This is a genomic window from Streptomyces sp. BI87 (assembly GCF_025957665.1).
Classification (GTDB): Bacteria; Actinomycetota; Actinomycetes; order Streptomycetales; family Streptomycetaceae; genus Streptomyces; species Streptomyces albidoflavus.
Genome location: NZ_CP110079.1, coordinates 2,758,464 through 2,776,992 on the forward strand (window position 1 = coordinate 2,758,464; position 18,529 = coordinate 2,776,992).

The following is an 18,529-nucleotide window of genomic DNA, read 5'->3' on the forward strand; positions in this document are numbered from 1 at the left end:
ACGCGCTGTTGCGCGCGGATGACGCCAGGTGTCGCCCGCAGGGGAGAGCGTGCGGCCCATGACCGGCCGCCGCTCCAGACGCTCGCCCGCCCGCCTCACCCTCCTCACCGCCCTCACGGCGGCGCTGACCGCCGGCTGCGGCCTGCTGCCCGCCGACGCGCAGGGCGGCGGACGGGAACCGGTCACGGTGATGACCTGGGCGCCGGAGCGGACGGGCGCCACCGACAAGCCGGGGATGCCCGCCATGGCCGAGGCGATCGCCCGCTGGGTCAACGCCTCGGGCGGTGTCGACGGCCACGAGCTGAAGGTGCTGACCTGCGACGACGGCAACAACAGCGAGGGTGCGGCGGCCTGCGCCCGGCGCGCGGTCCGCGAGGACGTGGTGGCGGTGGTCGGCTCGTACAGCCAGCACGGCCGGTCGTTCCTCTCGCCGCTGGAGGCGGCCGACATCCCCTACATCGGCGGGTACGGGGTGACGGGCGAGGAGTTCACCAGCCCGCTCTCCTACCCGGTCAACGGCGGCCAGGCGGCGCTGCTGGCGGGCAACGGGCGCCAGCTCGGCGAGGAGTGCGGGCGGGTCTTCCTGGTGCGGCCCGACACGGTCGCGGGCGACGCGCTGCCGGGGCTGCTGGACGCGGGGCTGGCCGAGGCGGGCGCGGGCAGGGCCGTCGACGTACCGGCGCCGGAGTCGGCCCGCGAGTACACGGCGCAGGCGGCGCGGGTGCTGTCGGCGGCCCCGCCCGGCTCGGCGCGGCCGGACTGCGTCACGGCGGTCCTCGGCGACCGCACCGACACCTTCTTCGACACCTTCCGCCGGGCGCGCGCCGCCGAGGGCCGGGAGGTACGGATCGCCTCGGTCCTCGGCGGCGTCGACCAGTCCCTGGTGGACCGCACCGGCGGCGCGCGCGGCCCGTACGAGGGCGCCTACGTCACCGGCTGGTACCCGGTGGCCTCGGACGACCGGTGGGCGCCGATGCGCCGCGTCATCCGCGACCACGCCTTCGACGACAACCGGATCGACCCGGCCGACGCCGGCGTCCAGACCACCTGGATCGCCTACGAGGTGCTGCGCCGGGCCGTCGCCGCGGTGGACGCGGACCGGGTCACCGCCCGTGAGGTCCACCGGGTCCTGGACGACGGGCTGAGCGTGGAGACCGGCGGGCTCACCCCGGAGCTGCGCTGGCGGTTCGAGGACCTGCTGGCCGCCCGCGACCATCCGCGACTGGTCAACGCCGAGGTCACCTTCCAGACGGTGCGCTCGGGCCGGCTGACGGCGACGGGGTCCGGGCCGCACGACCTGACGGGGACGCTGGCCGCGACCCCGTGAGGCGGTGCGGCGCCGGGCTGCCCGGCGCTGTCAGAGCTGGGTGGGGGTGTGCTTGGTCAGGCCGTACTCGGCGGCGATGGAGTTCCAGAGCGGGGCGGCCTCGTTCTTGGCCTTGGTCGCCTCGCCGCTGGCCCGGTTGCCGGCGGCGTGCTGACCGGTGGAGCGGGCCTGGCCGTCGCGGCAGGCGCGCTTGCCCTTGGTCTGGTCGGCCCAGGTGGCGTACCGGTTGTCGGCCTCGGCGGACGCCTTCCACGCTTTGGTGAGCGCGGCGGTCAGCCGCTGGTGCTCGGGGAGCTTGTCGACCTGTATCTCGCCGAGCCGGCGGACCAGGTCGTTCCGCTGCTTGGCGGCGTCGCGCAGGTCGGAGGCGGCCTGGTCGAGCGACTCGCACTTCTGGATGTTGGCGACCGATCGGATGACGGCGGCGCGGCTGTTGTTGCTGTCGGCGAGGAGCTTGTCGAGGGCGACGGCCTGCTCGCGCACCGGGTCCACGGACGGGGAGGGCGAGGGCTTCTCCTCGGCGGGGGCGGAGGCCGAGACGTTCTCCGGCTCGCCGGACTTCTTGTCGTCGTCCCCGCCGCCGCTGAGCAGCGCGCCCGCGCCGAGGCCGAGGACGGCGCAGCCGACCACGACCGCCGCGACCAGCGGCCCCTTGGAACCGGTGCGGCCCCGGGGCTCCGGCTCGGCGGCCTTGCGGGCGGCGGCCCGGCCGGCGGGCGGCTGGGCGGGCCCGCCGTAGCCGGGTGCGGGCTGGGGCCGGCCGGGGTCGACGCGGGGCATCTGCTGGGTGGCGCCGGGGGTGTCGCTGTCGGCCGGGGCGGAGCGGAAGAGGTTGTCGAACTCGGCCGGGGGCTGGCGCTCGCCGGGCTCCTGCCCGTACCCGGCGGGCGGACCCTGGGCGGGGACGGGGGCGATGTACTGGGTGGCGTCCTCGTCCGGGGACGGGGGCTGCGCGTGGGCGGCGTGAGCGGGCCGGCCGGTGCCGAGGTGGCGGGTCGACTCCGAGGGCGCCTCGGGCGGCAGGGCGCCGGGCAGCGGACCGGCGCCGGCCGGGCCGCCGGGGACCGGGGGTATGTACTGGGTGGCGCCCTCGTCGTAGGGCTGCGGCTGGGCGGGGGCGGCCGGTACGGGCGCGATGAACTGCGTGGCGTCCTGGTCGCCGGCGGGCGGCTGGGCGGGCGGCAGCGGTCCGGCGCCCTGCGGGGCCTGCGCGGGCGCGCCGGAGCCGTACGGCGGCGGGGGCTGCCCGTGCGGCGGCGGGTAGCCGTACCCCTGGGGCTGCCCGGCCTGCTGGGGCGGCGGGTAGCCGTACCCCTGCGGCGGTCCGGCCTGCTGCGGGGGCGGGTAGCCGTACCCCTGCGGGGGGTGCGGGGCGCTGTCCCAGGAGGGGGCCTGGCCCGTGCCGTACGCGCCGGGCTGCTGCGCGGTACCGGGCGCCTGGCCGCCCCACTGCTGTTCCTGCCCCTGGTGCCCGCCCCAGGGCGCGGCACCGGCCGGTCCTGCGGGGTCCCCGGTGGTTCCGGGCAGCAGGGGAGAGCTGCCGTCGCCGGGGTGCACGACACCTTCGCGTGCCGGACCCGTCGGGCGTGGGTGCGGCTCTGCGCCCTGTCCGCTCTGACTCACCGAGGACTCCTACGTAGGGGGGAACTTCGTCATCGCCGGTTCACGCTACCGGGTTCCCTCCGTACGGTGCCACGCAGCTCAGGGCGGACCGGCCCCGCCGGGAGGCCGGGCCGGCGGGGTGTAACAGAACGCGGACCCAAGGCGCTGTTGACGGCCATGCGGCGGCCACCGGCCGTTCACGGGCGGGGCCGGAGGGGGCCGTTCCACCTCAGGCCGCCCGCAGTTCGAGGCGGGCGCCGAACTCCCGCACCACCGGCTCGTCCTGGAAGGGCGTCAGCCGTTGCTGGAGGTCGTCGAGGTACTCGGTGCCGCGGCTGGAGCGGAGCGTGCCGAGGAGTTCGGCGGCGCGGGTGCCGGTGTGGCAGGCGCGTTCGATGTCCCGCTCCTGGACCTGGGCGGCGGCGAGCAGGGTGAGGCCGATGGCGCGCCGCCTGACCCGGGTGACGGGGTGGCCGGCCAGGGCCTGTTCCGCGTACCGGGCGGCCTGGGCGGGGCGGCCCAGGTCGCGGTGGCAGTGGGCCAGTTCGTCGGCGAGGTAGGCGTGGTCGAAATGGCTGATCCACACCGGGTCGTCGGCGCTCTCGGTGCCGGCCTGTTCCATGGAGTCGGCGGCGCGGCCCATCGCGGCGTCGGCGGCGGAGCCGTCGCCGAGGAGGGCGTGGCCGCGGGCCTCGGCGGCGTGGAAGAGGGCTTCGGCGCGCGGGGTGGCCCGGCCCTTGGCTCCTTCCTGGGCGGCGCGGGCGAGCTGGGCGATCTCGCGTGGGTTGCCGAGCTGGGCGGCGAGGTGGCTCATGGAGGCGGCGAGGACGTACCCGCCGTACCCACGGTCGCCGGCGGCCTGGGCAAGGCGGAGGGCCTGGATGTAATAGCGCTGGGCCAGTCCCGGCTGCCCGGTGTCGACCGCCATGTATCCGGCCAGTTCGGTGAGGCGGGAGACGGCGGAGAAGAGCTCCCGGCCGACCGCCTCGCGGTAGGAGCCGGCGAGCAGCCCGGAGACGACGCTGTTGAGGTAGTGGACGACGACGGGCCGCACGTGCCCGCTGCCGTACTGGTGGTCGAGGTCGACGAGGGCCTGCGTCATGGCGCGCACGGCGGCGACGTCGGCCTGGCCGACGCGTGGCCCGGCCTGGCGGCTGACCTGGCCGTCGGGGACGGAGATCAGCCAGTCGCGGCTGGGCTCGACGAGGGCCGAGGAGGCGACCGTGGAGCCGGAGAGGAAGTCGCGACGGCCGACGTCGCTGCGCCACAGCTCGCAGACCTGCTCGATGGCGCCGAGCACGGTGGGCGAGAACTGGAGGCCGACGCCGGAGGCGAGGTTCTTGCCGTTGGCCATGCCGATCTCGTCGATCGTGACCGTACGGCCGAGTTTGCGGCCGAGGGCCTCGGCGATGACGCCCGGGGCGCGGCCGCGTGGCTGCTGGCCGCGCAGCCAGCGCGCCACGGACGTCTTGTCGTAGCGCAGGTCCAGTCCGTGTTCGGCTCCGCACATGTTGACCCGGCGGGCAAGACCGGCGTTGGAACAGCCCGCTTCCTGGATGAGCGCCTGCAGCCTTTCGTTGGGCTGGCGCGCGACGAGTGGCCTGGCGGCCATGGCGTACCCCCTGCTGTGCACCGTGGTCCATCGGATGGGCCTGAGGGACCCGCTCCCTCAGGCGGTGGTGGCTGTCTGTCACCGTCCTGGCGTGATCAATGCCCGGACAGTGCGCGGAAGATGCGCGCTTATCCGGAAATGCCCCTCTGTCCGTTTCTTCGAACGGACGCGCTGTGTACCGTTTTTCACTCCAGGGAGTGAGGTTGCGGAGCCGAACCCCCGTGGGGCCGGGGCCCGTCGGGCCGGTACCGGCGTGCGGACACGCCCCCCGCCCCGCCGTCCCCCCGTCCTTGGCTACCCCGGGCCCGCCCCCTCCGCTCGTACGCGCCCCCGCAGATGCCCCCGTGCGCCCCAGGTGCGGAATCGATGCGCCATCCCGGCGCACGCGGGGGCCGTAACCGGAGGTGGGTGCGGGAGTTGAGCCGGGCGTGGAAAAGACCATGGGAGTCAGAGCGGCCGGGCAGATCCCCCAGCAGCGCGGCGAGCAGCCGCCGGAGACGGCGGTGCGGTACGCCGAGGAACGCCATTGGGACGTGGTCCCCGGCGCCTGGCTGGAGGCGGTCGCGGGCACCGAACGCTGCTCCTGCGGGGAGGCCGCCTGCCCCGCGCCCGGCGCACACCCGGCGCACGCCGAGTGGCAGGCGCAGGCCACCGGCAGCGCCACGGTCGCCCGCGAGCTCTGGGCGGCGCAGCCCCGGGCCTCCGTCCTCCTCCCCACCGGCCGCGCCTTCGACGCCATCGACGTCCCCGAGACCGCCGGCTTCCTCGCGCTGGCGCGGATGGAGCGGATGGAGCTGGCGCTCGGCCCGGTCACCCGCAGCCCCGACCGCCGCATGCAGTTCCTCGTCCTGCCCGGCGCCGCCGGCAAGGTCCCCGACCTGATCCGCTCCCTCGGCTGGCTCCCCGCCCGCCTCGACCTGACCGTCCTCGGCGAGGGCGACTACGTGGCCGCGCCCCCGACCCGCTTCGGCTCCGCCGGCGCCGTCCAGTGGGCGTCCCGCCCGACCCCGGCCAACCGCTGGCTCCCGGACGCCGAGAACGTCATCAGCCCCCTGGCGTACGCGTGCGGGAGGGATGTCGGCGCCGGGGTGTGATCCCCCGGAGACGTGAGCGCGGGCGGGCAGGGCGGACCGGACGGGCCGCGTGCCCGCCCGCCTGCCGTGCCGGGGCGTTTCCCGGGTACGTGTGCCGCACGGCACACCACCCGGCCCTGTCCCGTGAGGAGCACCGATGACCGATGACGCCTACCTCGTCCTGCTGGAGGGCCCCGCGACGCCGCTCGGCACCCCCCTGGCCGCGACCGGCCCGCTCGCCTGCCTCGACACCCCGGCGGTACGGGCGTGGCTGGCGGCCCACGAGGTCACGGCCGCCTCGCCCCGCCTGTACGTCGTCCCGCCCGAGGAGACGGCGGCCCTCCCCGAGGACGCGGAGAAACTGCCCGTCCCCCTCAGCCCCGGGGAACTGAGCACCGTACGCACCCGCAACGCCCCCGAGCCCGTGGCCGGCGTCGAGCGCGAACTGCGCGCCTACCGCTCCTGCACCGAGGACCGGGAGGGCCTGCTGCGGCGGGCCCTGGCGGCCGGGGTGCCGGCGCACCGGGTGGCGGAGCTGACCGGGGAGGAGCTGACAGCGGTGAAGGCGGCCGCCGCGGAGCGCGGCGGCGAGGCTGCCGCGACCCGTCCGTAAACCCTCCGAATCCCACCCGACCTGCGGTTACGCGCACTTTTCCACAGGCCGGGGGCGTTGCGGCGCCAGCCTTCGCCGACGTTATCCACAGGCTCGCTCGCGTTTTCCCGTCCGCCCGTAGTGTGTGGGCCGTCGGGGGCGGAAGACCGTCCGACGGGGACGAGAGGGCTGGACATGACCAGGGAGAACGAGCAGGCCCGGGCACGTGACGAGGCGGCCGCGACCGCCATCTCGGGCGCGGGGACACCACAGGCCGCCGTGCCGGCCGTGCGGGTGCGCGGGCTGTGGAAGCGGTTCGGGCAGCAGACCGCCGTCGCGGGGATCGACCTGGAGTTGCCCGCGGGCAGGTTCATCGGCCTGGTCGGACCCAACGGAGCGGGCAAGACCACCACCCTCTCCATGGTCACCGGCCTGCTCCGGCCCGACGAGGGCACGGTGGAGGTGGTGGGCCACGACGTGTGGCGCGACCCCGCCGAGGTCAAGGCCCGCATCGGCGTGCTGCCGGAAGGGCTGCGCCTCTTCGAGCGGCTCTCCGGCCGGGAACTCCTCGCCTACATCGGCCGCTTGCGCGGCCTGCCCGGCGAGGTCACCGACCAGCGCGCCACCCAGCTCCTGGACGTCCTCGGCCTCGCCGGCGCGCAGCACAAGCTGGTCGTGGACTACTCGACCGGCATGCGGAAGAAGATCGGCCTCGCCTCGGCGCTCCTCCACAACCCCGAGGTCCTCTTCCTCGACGAGCCCTTCGAGGGCGTCGACCCGGTCTCCGCGCAGACCATCCGGGAGGTCCTGGAGGGCTACACGGCCTCGGGCGCCACCGTCGTCTTCTCCAGCCACGTCATGGAACTGGTCGAGTCGCTCTGCGACTGGGTCGCCGTGATGGCCGCCGGGACGATCCGGGCCGACGGCGCCGTGGCCGAGGTGCGCGGCGAGGCCGCCTCCCTCCAGGCCGCCTTCCTGGAACTGGTCGGCGCACAGGACCGCAGCACCGGCTCCACCCTCGACTGGCTGGGCGGTGCCCGATGAGCGACCACGCGACGACGGCGCCCGCGCCGCTCCCGCCCGCCGCCGCCGGACCACCACCGCCTCCACCGGGCGGCCGGCCCCTCACCGCGACCCTGGTCCGCCTCAAGCTCTCCCTGCTCCGCAACGGCCTGCGCCAGTCCTCCGGCCGCCGCGCCGCCTACCTCGCCTCCGCCGTCGTCTCGCTGCTCTTCGCCGCGCTGCTCGTCCTCGGCCTGGTGGCACTGCGCGGCCACCCCTACGCGCCGACGGTCACGCTGGTCCTGGCGGCGGCGCTGGCGCTCGGCTGGGCCGTGATGCCGCTGTTCTTCCCGAGCGGCGACGAGACGCTCGACCCGACCCGGCTGGTCATGCTGCCGCTGCGCCCCGAGCCGCTGGTCCGCTCGCTGCTGGTGGCCTCACTGGTGGGACTGGGCCCGTTCTTCACGCTCTGCCTGCTGACGGGTTCCCTGGTGGCGCTGGCGCACGGCTGGGCGGCGGCCACCGTCGCGATACCGGCGGGCGTGCTGGCGCTGCTGGTCTGCGTGGCGCTGGCCCGGGCCGTCGCCGCCGCCAACACCCGGCTGCTGACCAGCCGCAAGGGCCGCGACCTGGCGGTGCTCAGCGGGCTGATCATCGCGGTCGGCGCGCAGGTGGTGAACTTCGCGGTGCAGCGCATCGGCTCCGCGGGCGGCCTCTCCCAGCTCGACCCGGCCGTCGCCGTGCTGCGCTGGACACCCCCGGTGTCGGCGCTCTCCTCCGTGGAGGAGGCGGGGCGCGGGCAGTGGGGCGAGGCCCTGGCGCAGCTGGTACTCGCCGCGGTCGCCCTCGGACTGCTGCTGCTGTGGTGGCGGCGTTCGCTGACCAAGCTGATGACGGCACCGGACGGCTCGACCCTCGGCGCCGCCGACGGCCCGGCCCGCAAGAACCGCGCCGGCCGCGCCTCCCGCCTCACCCGCTACTCCTACGCGCTCGCCCCCGCGGGCCGGGAGCGGGAGCGGACGGCGGCGGCGATCGAACGGTCGCTGCGCTACATGTGGCGCGACCCGAAGACCAAGGCGGCATGGATCACCTCCCTGGCGATCGGCCTGATCGTCCCGGTCTTCAACGCCGTCCAGGGCTCCGGCTCGGTCTACCTGGCGTGCTTCGCGGCGGGAATGCTCGGCGTCCAGATGTACAACCAGTTCGGCCAGGACACCTCGGCCTTCTGGATGGTCGCCCTCACCATCTCCTCCGCCCGCGACGCCTACGTGGAACTACGTGCCCGCGCCCTGGCCCTGCTGACGGTCACCCTGCCGTACGCCACCCTCGTCACCGTCCTGACCGCCGCCCTGCTCGGCGCCTGGACGCAGCTCCCCGAGGCCCTGGGGCTCTCCTACGCCCTGCTCGGCGCCATGACGGCCACCGGCGCCTGGGCCTCCGCGCGGTACGCCTACGCGATCCCGCAGGAGGGCAACAAGAACGTCGCCCCCGGCCAGGCAGGACTGGCCTGGATCAGCGTGCTCGGCGGCATGGTCGCGGGGGCGGCACTCTGCCTTCCGCTGGTCGGGCTCCAGATCGGGCTGCACGTGGGCGGGGCACACGGGTGGCTCTGGGTGATGCTGCCGGCGGGGGTGGGGTACGGGACGCTGCTGGCGTACGCGGGGCTGCGGGTGGCGGCGCCGAGGACGGCGGGGCGGCTGCCGGAGATTCTGGGGGCGGTTAGTCGGGGGTAGGGGTGGGGTGGTGGGGGTGGGTGGGGCGGGGGGGAGGGGAGGGGAGCCCCCCTCAAACAAGCGCCCCCACCAGCAGAGCGAACGCCGCCACGATCACCGCGACCCGCAGGTAGTGGTACCGGTCCCAGCGCTTCGTCTGCTGCTCCCAGTCGTCGGGCCGGTTCTCGGGGGTCCAGGTCTTGCCGCGGTTGTTGATGGGGACGAGCAGCAGCACCGACATCAGGACGCTGACGACCAGCAGCCCGCCTGCGGTGACGACGAGGGCGGAGCCCTTTTCGCCCCAGGTGGCCACGGCCCAGACCGCGGCGAGGCCGAGCGAGGTGAAGTACCAGTAGGGCATCACGGCGCCGAGGAGGCGGCCTCCGTGGGAGCGGCCGAGCTGGCCGTTGTCGCCGGGGAGGGCGTTCATGATCGCGTTGACGAAGACGGCTACGCAGAACTCCACCCCCACCATCACGCCGACGATCACCGTGGTGAAGACCTGTAGTGCGTGGAGCATGACGATCCCTCCAGAACCAGAGAGCTAGCGCTGACAGCTGATGTGCCGACGCTAGCGCTACTGCCGCTCGGTTGTCTAGCAGTGCTAGGGTCGGACCATGTCGGTACAGGAACGCAAGGAGCGCGAACGGGCGGAACGCGAGCGCCTCATCGTGGCGACCGCCCGGGAACTCGCCGAGCAGCAGGGCTGGGACGCGGTCACCACCCGTCGGCTCGCCGAGCGCATCGAGTACAGCCAGCCCGTCCTCTACAGCCATTTCCGTGGCAAGCGGGAGATCATCGGCGCCGTCGCCCTCGAAGGCGCCGCCGAGCTGGCCGCGTCGCTCAGGGCGGCGACCGGCGCGGCCCAGGACCCGCGCGGCCGGGTCACCGCCCTGGCCCGCGCGTACCTCGCCTTCGCCGCCCGGAACCCGGCGGTCTACGACGCGATCTTCCAGCTCGACGGCGGCCTGGCGTTCGCCCAGGAGGACACCCCTGCACCCCTTCAGGACGGCTTCGCCGCCCTGTTGGAGGCCCTCGGGGAGGTCGCCGGCGACGGTGTCCACCCGGCACTGTTCACCGAGGTGTTCTGGGCTTCCCTCCACGGACTGGCCACCCTGGCCCGGGCCGGCCGGCTGCCCCCGGGCGACGCCGAGTCACGCACGGAACTCCTGGTGGACCGGCTCGCCGTCCTCTGACGGGCCTCCTGCCGGCCTGCGGACCGGCCGCCCTGCCCCCCCCGGCCGACCTGTAGGCCAACCCGTCAGGCGCACGACGGCCTCGCCTCGTCCCGCTCAGTTGACCCCGGTCGTCAGCTCGCCGAACAGCCTGTTCGCCGTCTCCGAGGTGAACTGGCGTCGCGGTTCGGCGCGGGCGACCTGCTTACGGAAGGCCCCGGCGGGGCCGGGGTCGCCCGCGTCGCGCATGAGGTCGTCACGCAGGAGGTCGGTGATCCGGGTGGTGAACGCCCGGGGATTCCAGATGGGGGGCATGCGGCTCGGAGTAGTTCCCGGGAGACCCCGGTCGTCGCTACCGGGCATGCGGATCACGGCGCGGGCGAAGTACCTCCGCGTCGCGGAGGGCCAGGACCAAGTGGATGCTCTTGGCGCTCATCGGCGGGACGCAACGGGTGCCCGCCCCGCGCCGGGCAGCGGGCGGCCGCCGTGGCTCATCGACGCCGCGACCACACCGCGCAGGGGCACGATCCGCCCTGCCGGAGATCCCGCCCGCTGCACGGGCCTGCCGAACCGGGCCTCCAGCTCGCTCCGGGCGCGTACGTCCGGCCCGGGACCGGGGGGGCGCCAGCAGCCCGCGCTGGAGGCAGATCCGGCCGGCGCGCGACCGCCCGGCAGTTGTCGGCGGGGGGACGAGACGGCGTTACCTGCGGAGGTCCCGGCGCCGGAGGACATCCGTGACGGGGTGGCCGCGCCGCCGGGCACCACGGTCCGCCGACCGCCGCGCGAGGGACCCCGCCGCCCGGCCCGGCGCGCTCGCCCTGGCGGCGCGGTGCGGGCGGCCCGCTTCCCCGGTGGCCGCTGCTACGCCTGGGTGGCGGGCGAGGCCGGGCCCCGCCACCGGGGTGCGCCGCCGTCTCGCGGAGGAACACCGCGTGGCCAGGCCCGACGTACCGTTCCGCGGCTACCGCCGCCGTGCCCCGCCCACCCCCTGGCCCTCCCGGCAGCCGCCGCTCACCCCTCGGGCAGCCCGTCCAGGAACGGCTGGACCGCGGCCTGCCAGGCACCGGGCTGGTCGTAGTGGACGAGGTGGCCCGCGTCGGTGACCTCGGCGTACTGGCCCTGGGGCAGGACGCGGACCATTTCCTGGGCCTCGGCGCGGCCGAGGGCGCCGTCAAGGCCGCGGACGACGAGGGTGGGGCAGGTGACCTGGGCCAGTTCGTCCCAGTGGGCGTCGTGCACCCAGGTCTCACGGGTGCGGAGCATCTGGGCCGGGGAGAAGACGGGCCGCCAGCCGTCCTCGTGCTCGGTCATGACCTCGGCGAAGAACTCGCCGCGGGCGGCGCTCGGGCGTTCTGCCCAGGGGTCGTCCTCGCCGAACCACTTGCGGACGTCGCCGAGGGTGGCGAAGGGGGTGGGCCAGGCGTCGAACCACTGCTCCCATTCGCGCTGCGAGGCGGCGCCGAGCGCGGAGGCGCGCATGTCGCAGATGACGAGGCCGCGCACGAGGTCGGGCCGGGCGGCGGCGAGCTGCCAGGCGGTGAGGGCGCCCATGGCGTGGCCGACGAGGACGGCGGGGCCGAGGCCGAGCTGTTCGATGGCGGCGACGGCGTCGGCGACGTAGGTCTCGCGGGTGTAGGGCGCGTCGGTGGGTTTGGCGCTCCGGCCGTGGCCGCGCTGGTCGAGGGCGACGGCGCGGTGGCGCTCGGCGAGCCAGCGGGCGGTGCCGGCCCAGTGCGAGGCGCGGCCCATCAGGCCGTGCAGTAACAGCACGCCCGGTGTGCGTCCGGCCTCGCCCGGCGCGTCCCCGGCCTTGGGCGGGTCGGCGAACTCCCAGGTGACCAGGGGCACACCCCCGGAACCGGTCACTTCGATGCGCCGCACCATGTTCTGGCACCCCCACAGTCTCTGGCTCGCCCGATCCGTGTCCTGGTTCTCGATCACGGCCGTGCCCTCTGCCTCACGTTACCGAACAAGCATTCGACAATGCCTCCTCCTGCGGGCTGCACCCCACTTTCGAGTGACACCCGTCAAGGGTTGCCGCGCGCCCCCGAGGGGAGATCTTCAGCGGGAGGCGGACCGCTCGGGGAAACCGGTCCGACGGGAGTGATCCTGGGAGCTCGGGGCTCCGGATCACGACAGGGGAGGACAGGCCCCGGCGCCGATGGGCGCCGGGGCCTCGTACTGCGCGCGGGCCACCAGGCCGGTGCGGCGGCGGGGCGGACGGGGCCCGCCTCGGGGCGCGTGAAGGATCGGCGCACGGTCCGCCCCCTCCCCAGGCACCCCGGGCGGCGCCGCGCGGGCAGGCGGAGCCGGGCACCCAGGACGGTCAAGAGTTTTCACGTCATATGCCTGAAGACAGCCTTGCACGAGCCACCCGCCGCGCGCTGCCGTTCCGCACACAGAATCTTCAACTCCCGGTCAAGTCGCGGCCCATGGGCCCGCGCCGCCCCACCGGCACGGGCAGCCCCACCGGCGCGGGCGGGCACCCCGGAACGCGAAAGGGCCGGGGCGCCCCCGAGGGGACGCCCCGGCCCACGGCGGGCCGCTGCGGCAGCCGGTCAGCGCTTGGCGACGAAGACGTGCGAGGCGGTCTCGCTGTTCAGCTCGGCCGCCTCACCGCTGGAGCCGACGAGGACGCCGCCGGCCGACTCGGTGACGCTGACCACCGAGCCGGGCTGCACGCCGGCGCGGCGCAGCGTGTACATGAGCTGGGCGTCGGTCTGGATGGGCTCGCCGATCCGGCGGACGACGGCGGTCTTGCCCTCGCTGCCGGGGTCGAGGTCGGCCAGCGAGACCATGCTCTCGTCGAGGAACGGGTCGGCGCCCGCCTCCTCGCCCAGCTCCTCCAGGCCCGGGATGGGGTTGCCGTACGGGGACTCGGTGGGGTGGCGGAGCAGGTCGAGGACGCGGCGTTCGACCGCCTCGCTCATGACGTGCTCCCAGCGGCACGCCTCGGCGTGCACCTGTTCCCACTCCAGGCCGATCACGTCGACCAGCAGGCACTCGGCCAGCCGGTGCTTGCGCATGACGCGGGTGGCCAGGCGGCGGCCTTCCTCGGTCAGCTCCAGGTGGCGGTCGCTGGCGACGGCCACCAGGCCGTCGCGCTCCATCCGGGCGACCGTCTGGCTGACCGTGGGCCCGCTCTGGTCCAGGCGTTCCGCGATCCGGGCGCGCATGGGGACCACGCCTTCTTCCTCGAGTTCGAGGATGGTGCGGAGGTACATCTCCGTGGTGTCGATCAGTCCGGACATTCGTGCCCCTCAGATGCTGTCGTGCGCTGGCCCTGACCTCAATTCTGACGCATCGGCCCGGGAACCGTGCCGGGCCGCTCGCGAGGGCGTCCGTGGGAGTCCGGCGGGCCTGGGCGCGCGCCCTCCACGCACGCCCCGCGAGCCCCTGGGGCACCTTGACAGTGCACTGGTCCAGACCGCACCGTGAGGCGCGTCGCGGTCCGGACCAAGGGGCCGGCCGCCCCGCCGTACGTCCCGTGCCGCTCACCGAAAGGCCACCGCCGATGACCTCCACCCCCGGCACGACCACCCCCGGCACGACCACCCCCGGCACGACCACCTCCGGCACGACGCCCACCGGCACGACGACCGCGCCCCCCTCCGCCTCGCCGGGCGGTCTCGCGACCGGCTTCCTGGACGCGGCGATGGCGCTGCTGGCCCGGGTCCGCGAGGAGGAGGCCGGGTCGATCGCGGCGGCGGGCGCGCTGCTCGCCGACACGGCGGCCTCGGGCGGGCGGCTCTTCGCCTTCGGCGCGGGCCACTCCTCGCTGCCGGCCCAGGACCTGGTCTACCGCGCGGGCGGCCTCGCCCTGATGAACCTGCTGGCCGGTCCGGGCCTGGTCGGTGTCGACGTGCGTCCCGCGACGCTCGGCTCGGCGCTGGAGCGGGTCGAGGGGTACGCGACGGCGGTGCTGGACAGCTCGCCGCTGCGGGCCGGGGACGCGCTGGTGATCATCTCCCTGTCGGGCCGCAACGCGCTGCCGGTGGAGATGGCGCAGGCCGCCCGGGCGCGCGGGGTGCGGGTGATCGGGGTGACCTCGGTGGCGTACGCGGAGGGGACGACGGCGCGTAACCCCTCGGGGACGTTTCTGAAGGACCACTGCGACGTGGTGCTGGACAACAAGATCGCGGTGGGGGACGCGGAGCTGTCGGTGGAGGGGATCGGGGCGCCGTTCGCGCCCGCGTCCACGGTGGTGACCAGTGCCGTCCTCCAGGCGGTGATGGCGAGTGCGGCGGGCGCGCTGCTGGAGCGCGGGGTGGAGCCGCCGATGCTCCGCTCGGGCAACGTCGACGGCGGCCACGCCTGGAACGCGGAGGTCTTCGCCACCTACCGCGACCGGATCTTCTACCAGCACTGAGCGGCGCGCGCCCCGGGGGCGGTGTCTTCGTCACGGCGAAGGCACCGCCCCCGGTGCTTGCGTCAGCGGCGGTTCGCCAGGTCCAGGAGTGGGGCGATGTGGGCGGCGACGGATTCGGCGTGGGCGAGGTCGGCGCGTTCGAAGGGGGTGCGGGAGCCGACGCGGAGGAAGGTGAGGACGCCCAGGGTGCGGCCGCGGCTGCGCAGGACGGTGCAGAGGGCGTGCCGGGTGGTCTCGGGCCAGAGGTGGGCGTCGGCCCAGGCGCGGGCGGCCTCCTCGCCGCCGGGCCGGTCGGGGGCGATGGCGCCGGGTCCGGTGCCCGCGGCGGCGCGCAGGGTGCCGCCGCGTTCGGCGCACTGGAGGGCGGGGTGGTCCTCGGGGTAGCGGGCGGGCATGCCGGCGGGGGCGCCGTTGGGGGGCTGGCCCGGTTCGCCGGAAGGGCTGGCGGCGGTGCGCAGCAGGCGGGCGGGGCCGCCGGGGGCGCCCGGGGCCACGGTGTCGAGGAGGGCGTGGTCGGCGAAGCCGGCGAGGGCGAAGTCGAGGTGGGCGACGGCGCCTTCGGCGGGGTCCTCGCACTCGGTGGCGACGCGGGCGGCCCGGTGGAGCTGGTGGGAGCGGAAGCGCAGGCGGGCGTTCTCCTGCTCGGTCTGCTTGGTCTCGGTGAGGTCCTGGAAGAGCCAGCCGACGCCGAGCGGGACGGGTTCCTGGGCGAGCGGTGAGGCGAGGCGGACGAAGCCGCACCGCCAGCAGCGGCGTTGTTCGCCCTCGTCGGTGCGGACGGTGACCCAGAGTTCGACGGGGGCGGTGGGGGTGCCGTCGGCGAGGACGTGGGTGAGGGCGGATTCGAGTTCTTCGACGCCCTGGAGGACGAGGTCGCCGAGGGGGCGGCCGAGCGCGGTGGAGCGGCTGGTGCCCAGCGCGTAGGCGGCGTGGGCGTTGAGGACGGCGAGGCGCAGGTCGGCGTCGACGAGGACGACGCCCCAGGCGGCGTCCTCGAAGAGGGCTTCGCTGAGCGCGATGGAGCGTTCGAGGTCGATCTGGGTGTGGACCTCGCCGAAGGCACAGTAGATCCCGGCGGGTTCGCCGTCGGGGCCGCGGACGGCGGCGGTCTGGGCGCGGACCAGGACGCGGCGGCCGTCGCGGGTGAGGAGGGCGACGTCGTGGACCTCGCGGCCGCGTTCGGCGGTGACGCCGAAGAGGCGGTGTTCGACGTCGGCGGCGTCGCCGGGGCGGACGGCCCAGCCGGCGAGGCCGCGGCGGCCGACGGCTTCGGCGGGGCTCCAGCCGAGGACGCGTTCGGCCTCGCGGTTCCAGTGGGTGAGGACGTGGTCGGCGTCGAAGGCGCAGAGCGCGGCGTCCATGCCGTCGAGGAGGGCGGCGAGGAGGTCGCCGCCGTCGGGGCCCGGGTCCTCGGGACCGAGCGCGTCGGTGGTTCCGCTGTGCCCGTAAGCACTCATCGGGCGCCCCCCATGGGCCGATTGCACACGATGTCCCGCATGTTGTCGCGCATGCCGTCCCGCACGTGGTCGAGCGTGTCCGCGCGCGGGCGTGGCCGCCGCACGGGATCTTGCACGTGCCGCTGCACGTACCGGCATTCAACTCGACTGTGGCGCGGCCCACACGGGGTTCGCGGAAATCGCCGGTCGGGGGCGGCTGCGAATATCCGGTTGAACACGATCAGGGCGCTTCCTAGGCTGGTGGTACACGAGAAGGGAGGTGGTTCGGCAGATGTACACATACCGGACGCGTGAGGTGACTGCGGGCTAGCGGCCCGTTGTCGCGTCTCCCCGGCTTCGGCCGGGTCAAGCGTGGCGCCGGTCCGGTGCGGGGTCCCGCTCCGCACAGCCGGCCAATCCCGAGCAGTCACCCGGCCCGCGAGCCGCCGGTACGTCCGGCCGGCTCCCCCGCGAGGGGGAACCAGGTTCGCGGGCCGTCTGCGTGTCCGCACGCGGGTCGGCACTCAGGGCGCGAGGCGTTCGACGCGCCAGCTCTCGCCGTCTTCGGACCGGACGTACCGCAGCCGGTCGTGGAGGCGGTTCTCTCGGCCCTGCCAGAACTCGACGGTGCGCGGGGTGACGCGGTAGCCGCCCCAGTGCGGCGGTACGGGCACCTCCTCGCCCTCGGGGTGGCGGGCGGCGAGGTCGGCGTAGGCGCGGTCGAGGGTGGCGCGGCCGGGGACGACGGCGGACTGGGCGGAGGCCCAGGCGCCGATCTGCGAGCCGTGGGGGCGGGTGCGGAAGTAGGCGGCGGTCTCCTCGCGGGGGACCTTGCCGGCGGTGCCGGTGACGCGGACCTGGCGGGCCAGCGGATGCCAGGGGAAGAGCAGCGCGACCCGCGGGTTGGCGTCGAGGTCGGCGCCCTTGCGGGAGGCGTAGTTGGTGTAGAAGACGAAGCCGCGCCGGTCGTACTGCTTGAGCAGGACGGTGCGGCTGTCGGGGGCGCCGTCGGCGCCGGCGGTGGAGACGATCATGGCGTTGGGTTCGTAGAGGCCGTCGCGGGCGGCTTCGGCGAACCAGTGGGCGAACTGCTCCATCGGTTCGGCGGCGAGCGCGCTCGCGTCGAGGCCCTCCCTGCGGTACTGCTTGCGCATCGCGGCGGGGTTGAGTGATTCGGACGCGGCCCGCACGGGGCCGCCCTCTGCGTCGGTCACGCCGCCATCCTGCCGCACGGCGCCGGGGGCGCGCCCGGAGCCGGCCCGCCGCCCGCTTCGCCCGCCTTTGCCCCGAGTGGCGCGGGGGCGCGTGTACCGCGATCGTGGCACTCAGTGCCACAGGACTCCCCAAAGGTGGCACTCAGGGGTATCGTCCGTGTTTCCCGGAGGGGCGGGCCGCACCCCGCCCCCGGGCGCCCCGTCTGCTTGTACGCAATCGAAGGAGCCGCCTGATGTCCGACTTCGTACCCGGTCTCGAAGGGGTCGTCGCGTTCGAAACGGAGATCGCCGAACCGGACAAGGAGGGCGGCGCGCTCCGCTACCGGGGCGTCGACATCGAGGATCTGGTGGGCCACGTCTCCTTCGGGAACGTGTGGGGCCTGCTGGTCGACGGCGCGTTCAACCCGGGGCTGCCGCCCGCCGAGCCCTTCCCCATCCCGGTCCACTCCGGTGACGTCCGCGTCGACGTGCAGTCGGCGCTCGCCATGCTCGCCCCCGCCTGGGGCCTGCGCCCGCTGCTCGACATCGACGAGAAGCAGGCCCGCGACGACCTGGCCCGGGCCGCCGTGATGGCGCTCTCCTACGTGGCGCAGTCGGCGCGCGGCCAGGCCCTGCCGATGGTGCCGCAGCGCGAGATCGACAAGGCCGAGTCGGTCGTCGAGCGGTTCATGATCCGTTGGCGCGGCGAGCCGGACCCGCGCCACGTCAAGGCCGTCGACGCCTACTGGACCTCCGCCGCCGAGCACGGCATGAACGCCTCCACCTTCACCGCCCGCGTCATCGCCTCCACCGGCGCCGACGTGGCCGCCGCCCTCTCCGGCGCGGTCGGCGCGATGTCGGGCCCGCTGCACGGTGGGGCGCCCTCGCGGGTGCTCGGCATGATCGAGGAGATCGAGCGGACCGGCGACGCCCGCGCCTGGGTGCGCCAGGCCCTCGACAAGGGCGAGCGGCTGATGGGCTTCGGCCACCGCGTCTACCGGGCCGAGGACCCGCGCGCCCGCGTCCTGCGCCGCACCGCCAAGGAACTGGCGGCCCCGCGCTACGAGGTGGCGGCCGCGCTGGAGCAGGCCGCGCTGGAGGAGCTGCACGCGCGCCGCCCGGACCGCGTCCTCGCCACCAACGTGGAGTTCTGGGCCGCGATCCTGCTGGACTTCGCCGAGGTCCCCGCGCCCATGTTCACCTCGATGTTCACCTGCGCCCGCACCGCCGGCTGGTCGGCGCACATCCTGGAGCAGAAGCGCACCGGCCGCCTGGTCCGCCCCTCCGCCCGCTACACGGGCCCGGCCTCGCGCTCCCCGCGGGCCATCGAGGGGTACGACCAGATCCCCGGCCTGGCGGGCTGACCCAGGCGTACGTCCGCACGGGTACGGGCCCGGTCGCCGAGGGGGCGGCCGGGCCCGTTGCCGTCTCAGGGG

At 75.1% G+C, this 18,529-nt stretch carries 16 protein-coding genes; 8 read left to right on the top strand and 8 right to left on the bottom strand.

Annotated features, from left to right (window positions below; translation table 11 throughout):
• The first annotated feature begins 58 nt into the window (after nucleotides 1-58).
• Entirely contained in the window at nucleotides 59-1,327 is a 1,269-nt protein-coding gene (locus OIM89_RS11875) for an ABC transporter substrate-binding protein (RefSeq protein WP_030700034.1), read from the top strand.
• A gap of 30 nt (nucleotides 1,328-1,357) precedes the next feature.
• Here the strand turns inward: OIM89_RS11875 and OIM89_RS11880 are convergent, their stop codons facing one another.
• A complete protein-coding gene (locus tag OIM89_RS11880; RefSeq protein WP_226964256.1) occupies nucleotides 1,358-2,884 on the bottom strand; it encodes a hypothetical protein in 1,527 nt (508 codons plus the stop codon).
• Nucleotides 2,885-3,158: 274 nt separating this feature from the next.
• On the bottom strand, nucleotides 3,159-4,541 hold the full coding sequence (locus OIM89_RS11885) for a hypothetical protein (RefSeq protein ID WP_030700036.1): 1,383 nt from the start codon (nucleotides 4,539-4,541) through the stop codon (nucleotides 3,159-3,161).
• A 440-nt stretch (nucleotides 4,542-4,981) separates the two neighbouring features.
• On the opposite strand from OIM89_RS11885, the gene OIM89_RS11890 reads away from it, so the two are divergent.
• From OIM89_RS11890 to OIM89_RS11905, 4 genes are all read left to right on the top strand, one after another.
• A complete protein-coding gene (locus OIM89_RS11890) occupies nucleotides 4,982-5,635 on the top strand; it encodes a bifunctional DNA primase/polymerase (protein WP_030700037.1) in 654 nt (217 codons plus the stop codon).
• A 136-nt stretch (nucleotides 5,636-5,771) separates the two neighbouring features.
• Nucleotides 5,772-6,227, top strand: coding sequence for a DUF6003 family protein (locus tag OIM89_RS11895; RefSeq protein WP_226964255.1), 456 nt, complete (start codon nucleotides 5,772-5,774; stop codon nucleotides 6,225-6,227).
• Nucleotides 6,228-6,401: 174 nt separating this feature from the next.
• A complete protein-coding gene (locus OIM89_RS11900; RefSeq protein WP_047471156.1) occupies nucleotides 6,402-7,250 on the top strand; it encodes an ABC transporter ATP-binding protein in 849 nt (282 codons plus the stop codon).
• The gene (locus OIM89_RS11905; protein WP_195730538.1) at nucleotides 7,247-8,941 is read left to right on the top strand and encodes a transporter; all 1,695 of its coding nucleotides are present in this window, start codon (nucleotides 7,247-7,249) and stop codon (nucleotides 8,939-8,941) included. The genes OIM89_RS11900 and OIM89_RS11905 overlap by 4 nt, the downstream gene beginning before the upstream one ends.
• A gap of 52 nt (nucleotides 8,942-8,993) precedes the next feature.
• Here the strand turns inward: OIM89_RS11905 and OIM89_RS11910 are convergent, their stop codons facing one another.
• Nucleotides 8,994-9,440, bottom strand: coding sequence for a DUF1772 domain-containing protein (locus OIM89_RS11910; RefSeq protein WP_175458717.1), 447 nt, complete (start codon nucleotides 9,438-9,440; stop codon nucleotides 8,994-8,996).
• Between the two features lie 97 nt (nucleotides 9,441-9,537).
• Here OIM89_RS11910 and OIM89_RS11915 point away from each other — a divergent pair, with 97 nt between their 5' ends.
• Nucleotides 9,538-10,116, top strand: coding sequence for a TetR/AcrR family transcriptional regulator (locus OIM89_RS11915; protein WP_030698037.1), 579 nt, complete (start codon nucleotides 9,538-9,540; stop codon nucleotides 10,114-10,116).
• Nucleotides 10,117-10,212: 96 nt separating this feature from the next.
• Here OIM89_RS11915 and OIM89_RS11920 read toward each other — a convergent pair whose 3' ends face one another.
• From OIM89_RS11920 to OIM89_RS11930, 3 genes are all read right to left on the bottom strand, one after another.
• The gene (locus tag OIM89_RS11920) at nucleotides 10,213-10,410 is read right to left on the bottom strand and encodes a hypothetical protein (RefSeq protein WP_226964254.1); all 198 of its coding nucleotides are present in this window, start codon (nucleotides 10,408-10,410) and stop codon (nucleotides 10,213-10,215) included.
• A 696-nt stretch (nucleotides 10,411-11,106) separates the two neighbouring features.
• On the bottom strand, nucleotides 11,107-11,979 hold the full coding sequence (locus OIM89_RS11925; RefSeq protein ID WP_226964253.1) for an alpha/beta fold hydrolase: 873 nt from the start codon (nucleotides 11,977-11,979) through the stop codon (nucleotides 11,107-11,109).
• A 674-nt stretch (nucleotides 11,980-12,653) separates the two neighbouring features.
• Nucleotides 12,654-13,346, bottom strand: coding sequence for a metal-dependent transcriptional regulator (locus tag OIM89_RS11930; RefSeq protein ID WP_030698040.1), 693 nt, complete (start codon nucleotides 13,344-13,346; stop codon nucleotides 12,654-12,656).
• Nucleotides 13,347-13,609: 263 nt separating this feature from the next.
• Between OIM89_RS11930 and OIM89_RS11935 the strand changes: the two genes are divergently transcribed.
• Entirely contained in the window at nucleotides 13,610-14,464 is an 855-nt protein-coding gene (locus tag OIM89_RS11935; RefSeq protein WP_264491247.1) for an SIS domain-containing protein, read from the top strand.
• A 62-nt stretch (nucleotides 14,465-14,526) separates the two neighbouring features.
• Here the strand turns inward: OIM89_RS11935 and OIM89_RS11940 are convergent, their stop codons facing one another.
• Together OIM89_RS11940 and pdxH are read right to left on the bottom strand one after the other, a co-directional pair.
• The gene (locus OIM89_RS11940) at nucleotides 14,527-15,921 is read right to left on the bottom strand and encodes a PAS domain-containing protein (RefSeq protein WP_151168462.1); all 1,395 of its coding nucleotides are present in this window, start codon (nucleotides 15,919-15,921) and stop codon (nucleotides 14,527-14,529) included.
• Between the two features lie 503 nt (nucleotides 15,922-16,424).
• Nucleotides 16,425-17,114, bottom strand: a complete 690-nt coding sequence (gene pdxH / locus OIM89_RS11945; RefSeq protein ID WP_030698043.1) for a pyridoxamine 5'-phosphate oxidase — start codon at nucleotides 17,112-17,114, stop codon at nucleotides 16,425-16,427.
• 233 nt (nucleotides 17,115-17,347) lie between these two features.
• Between pdxH and OIM89_RS11950 the strand changes: the two genes are divergently transcribed.
• Nucleotides 17,348-18,457, top strand: coding sequence for a citrate synthase 2 (locus OIM89_RS11950; RefSeq protein WP_030698044.1), 1,110 nt, complete (start codon nucleotides 17,348-17,350; stop codon nucleotides 18,455-18,457).
• Nucleotides 18,458-18,529: the final 72 nt, after the last annotated feature.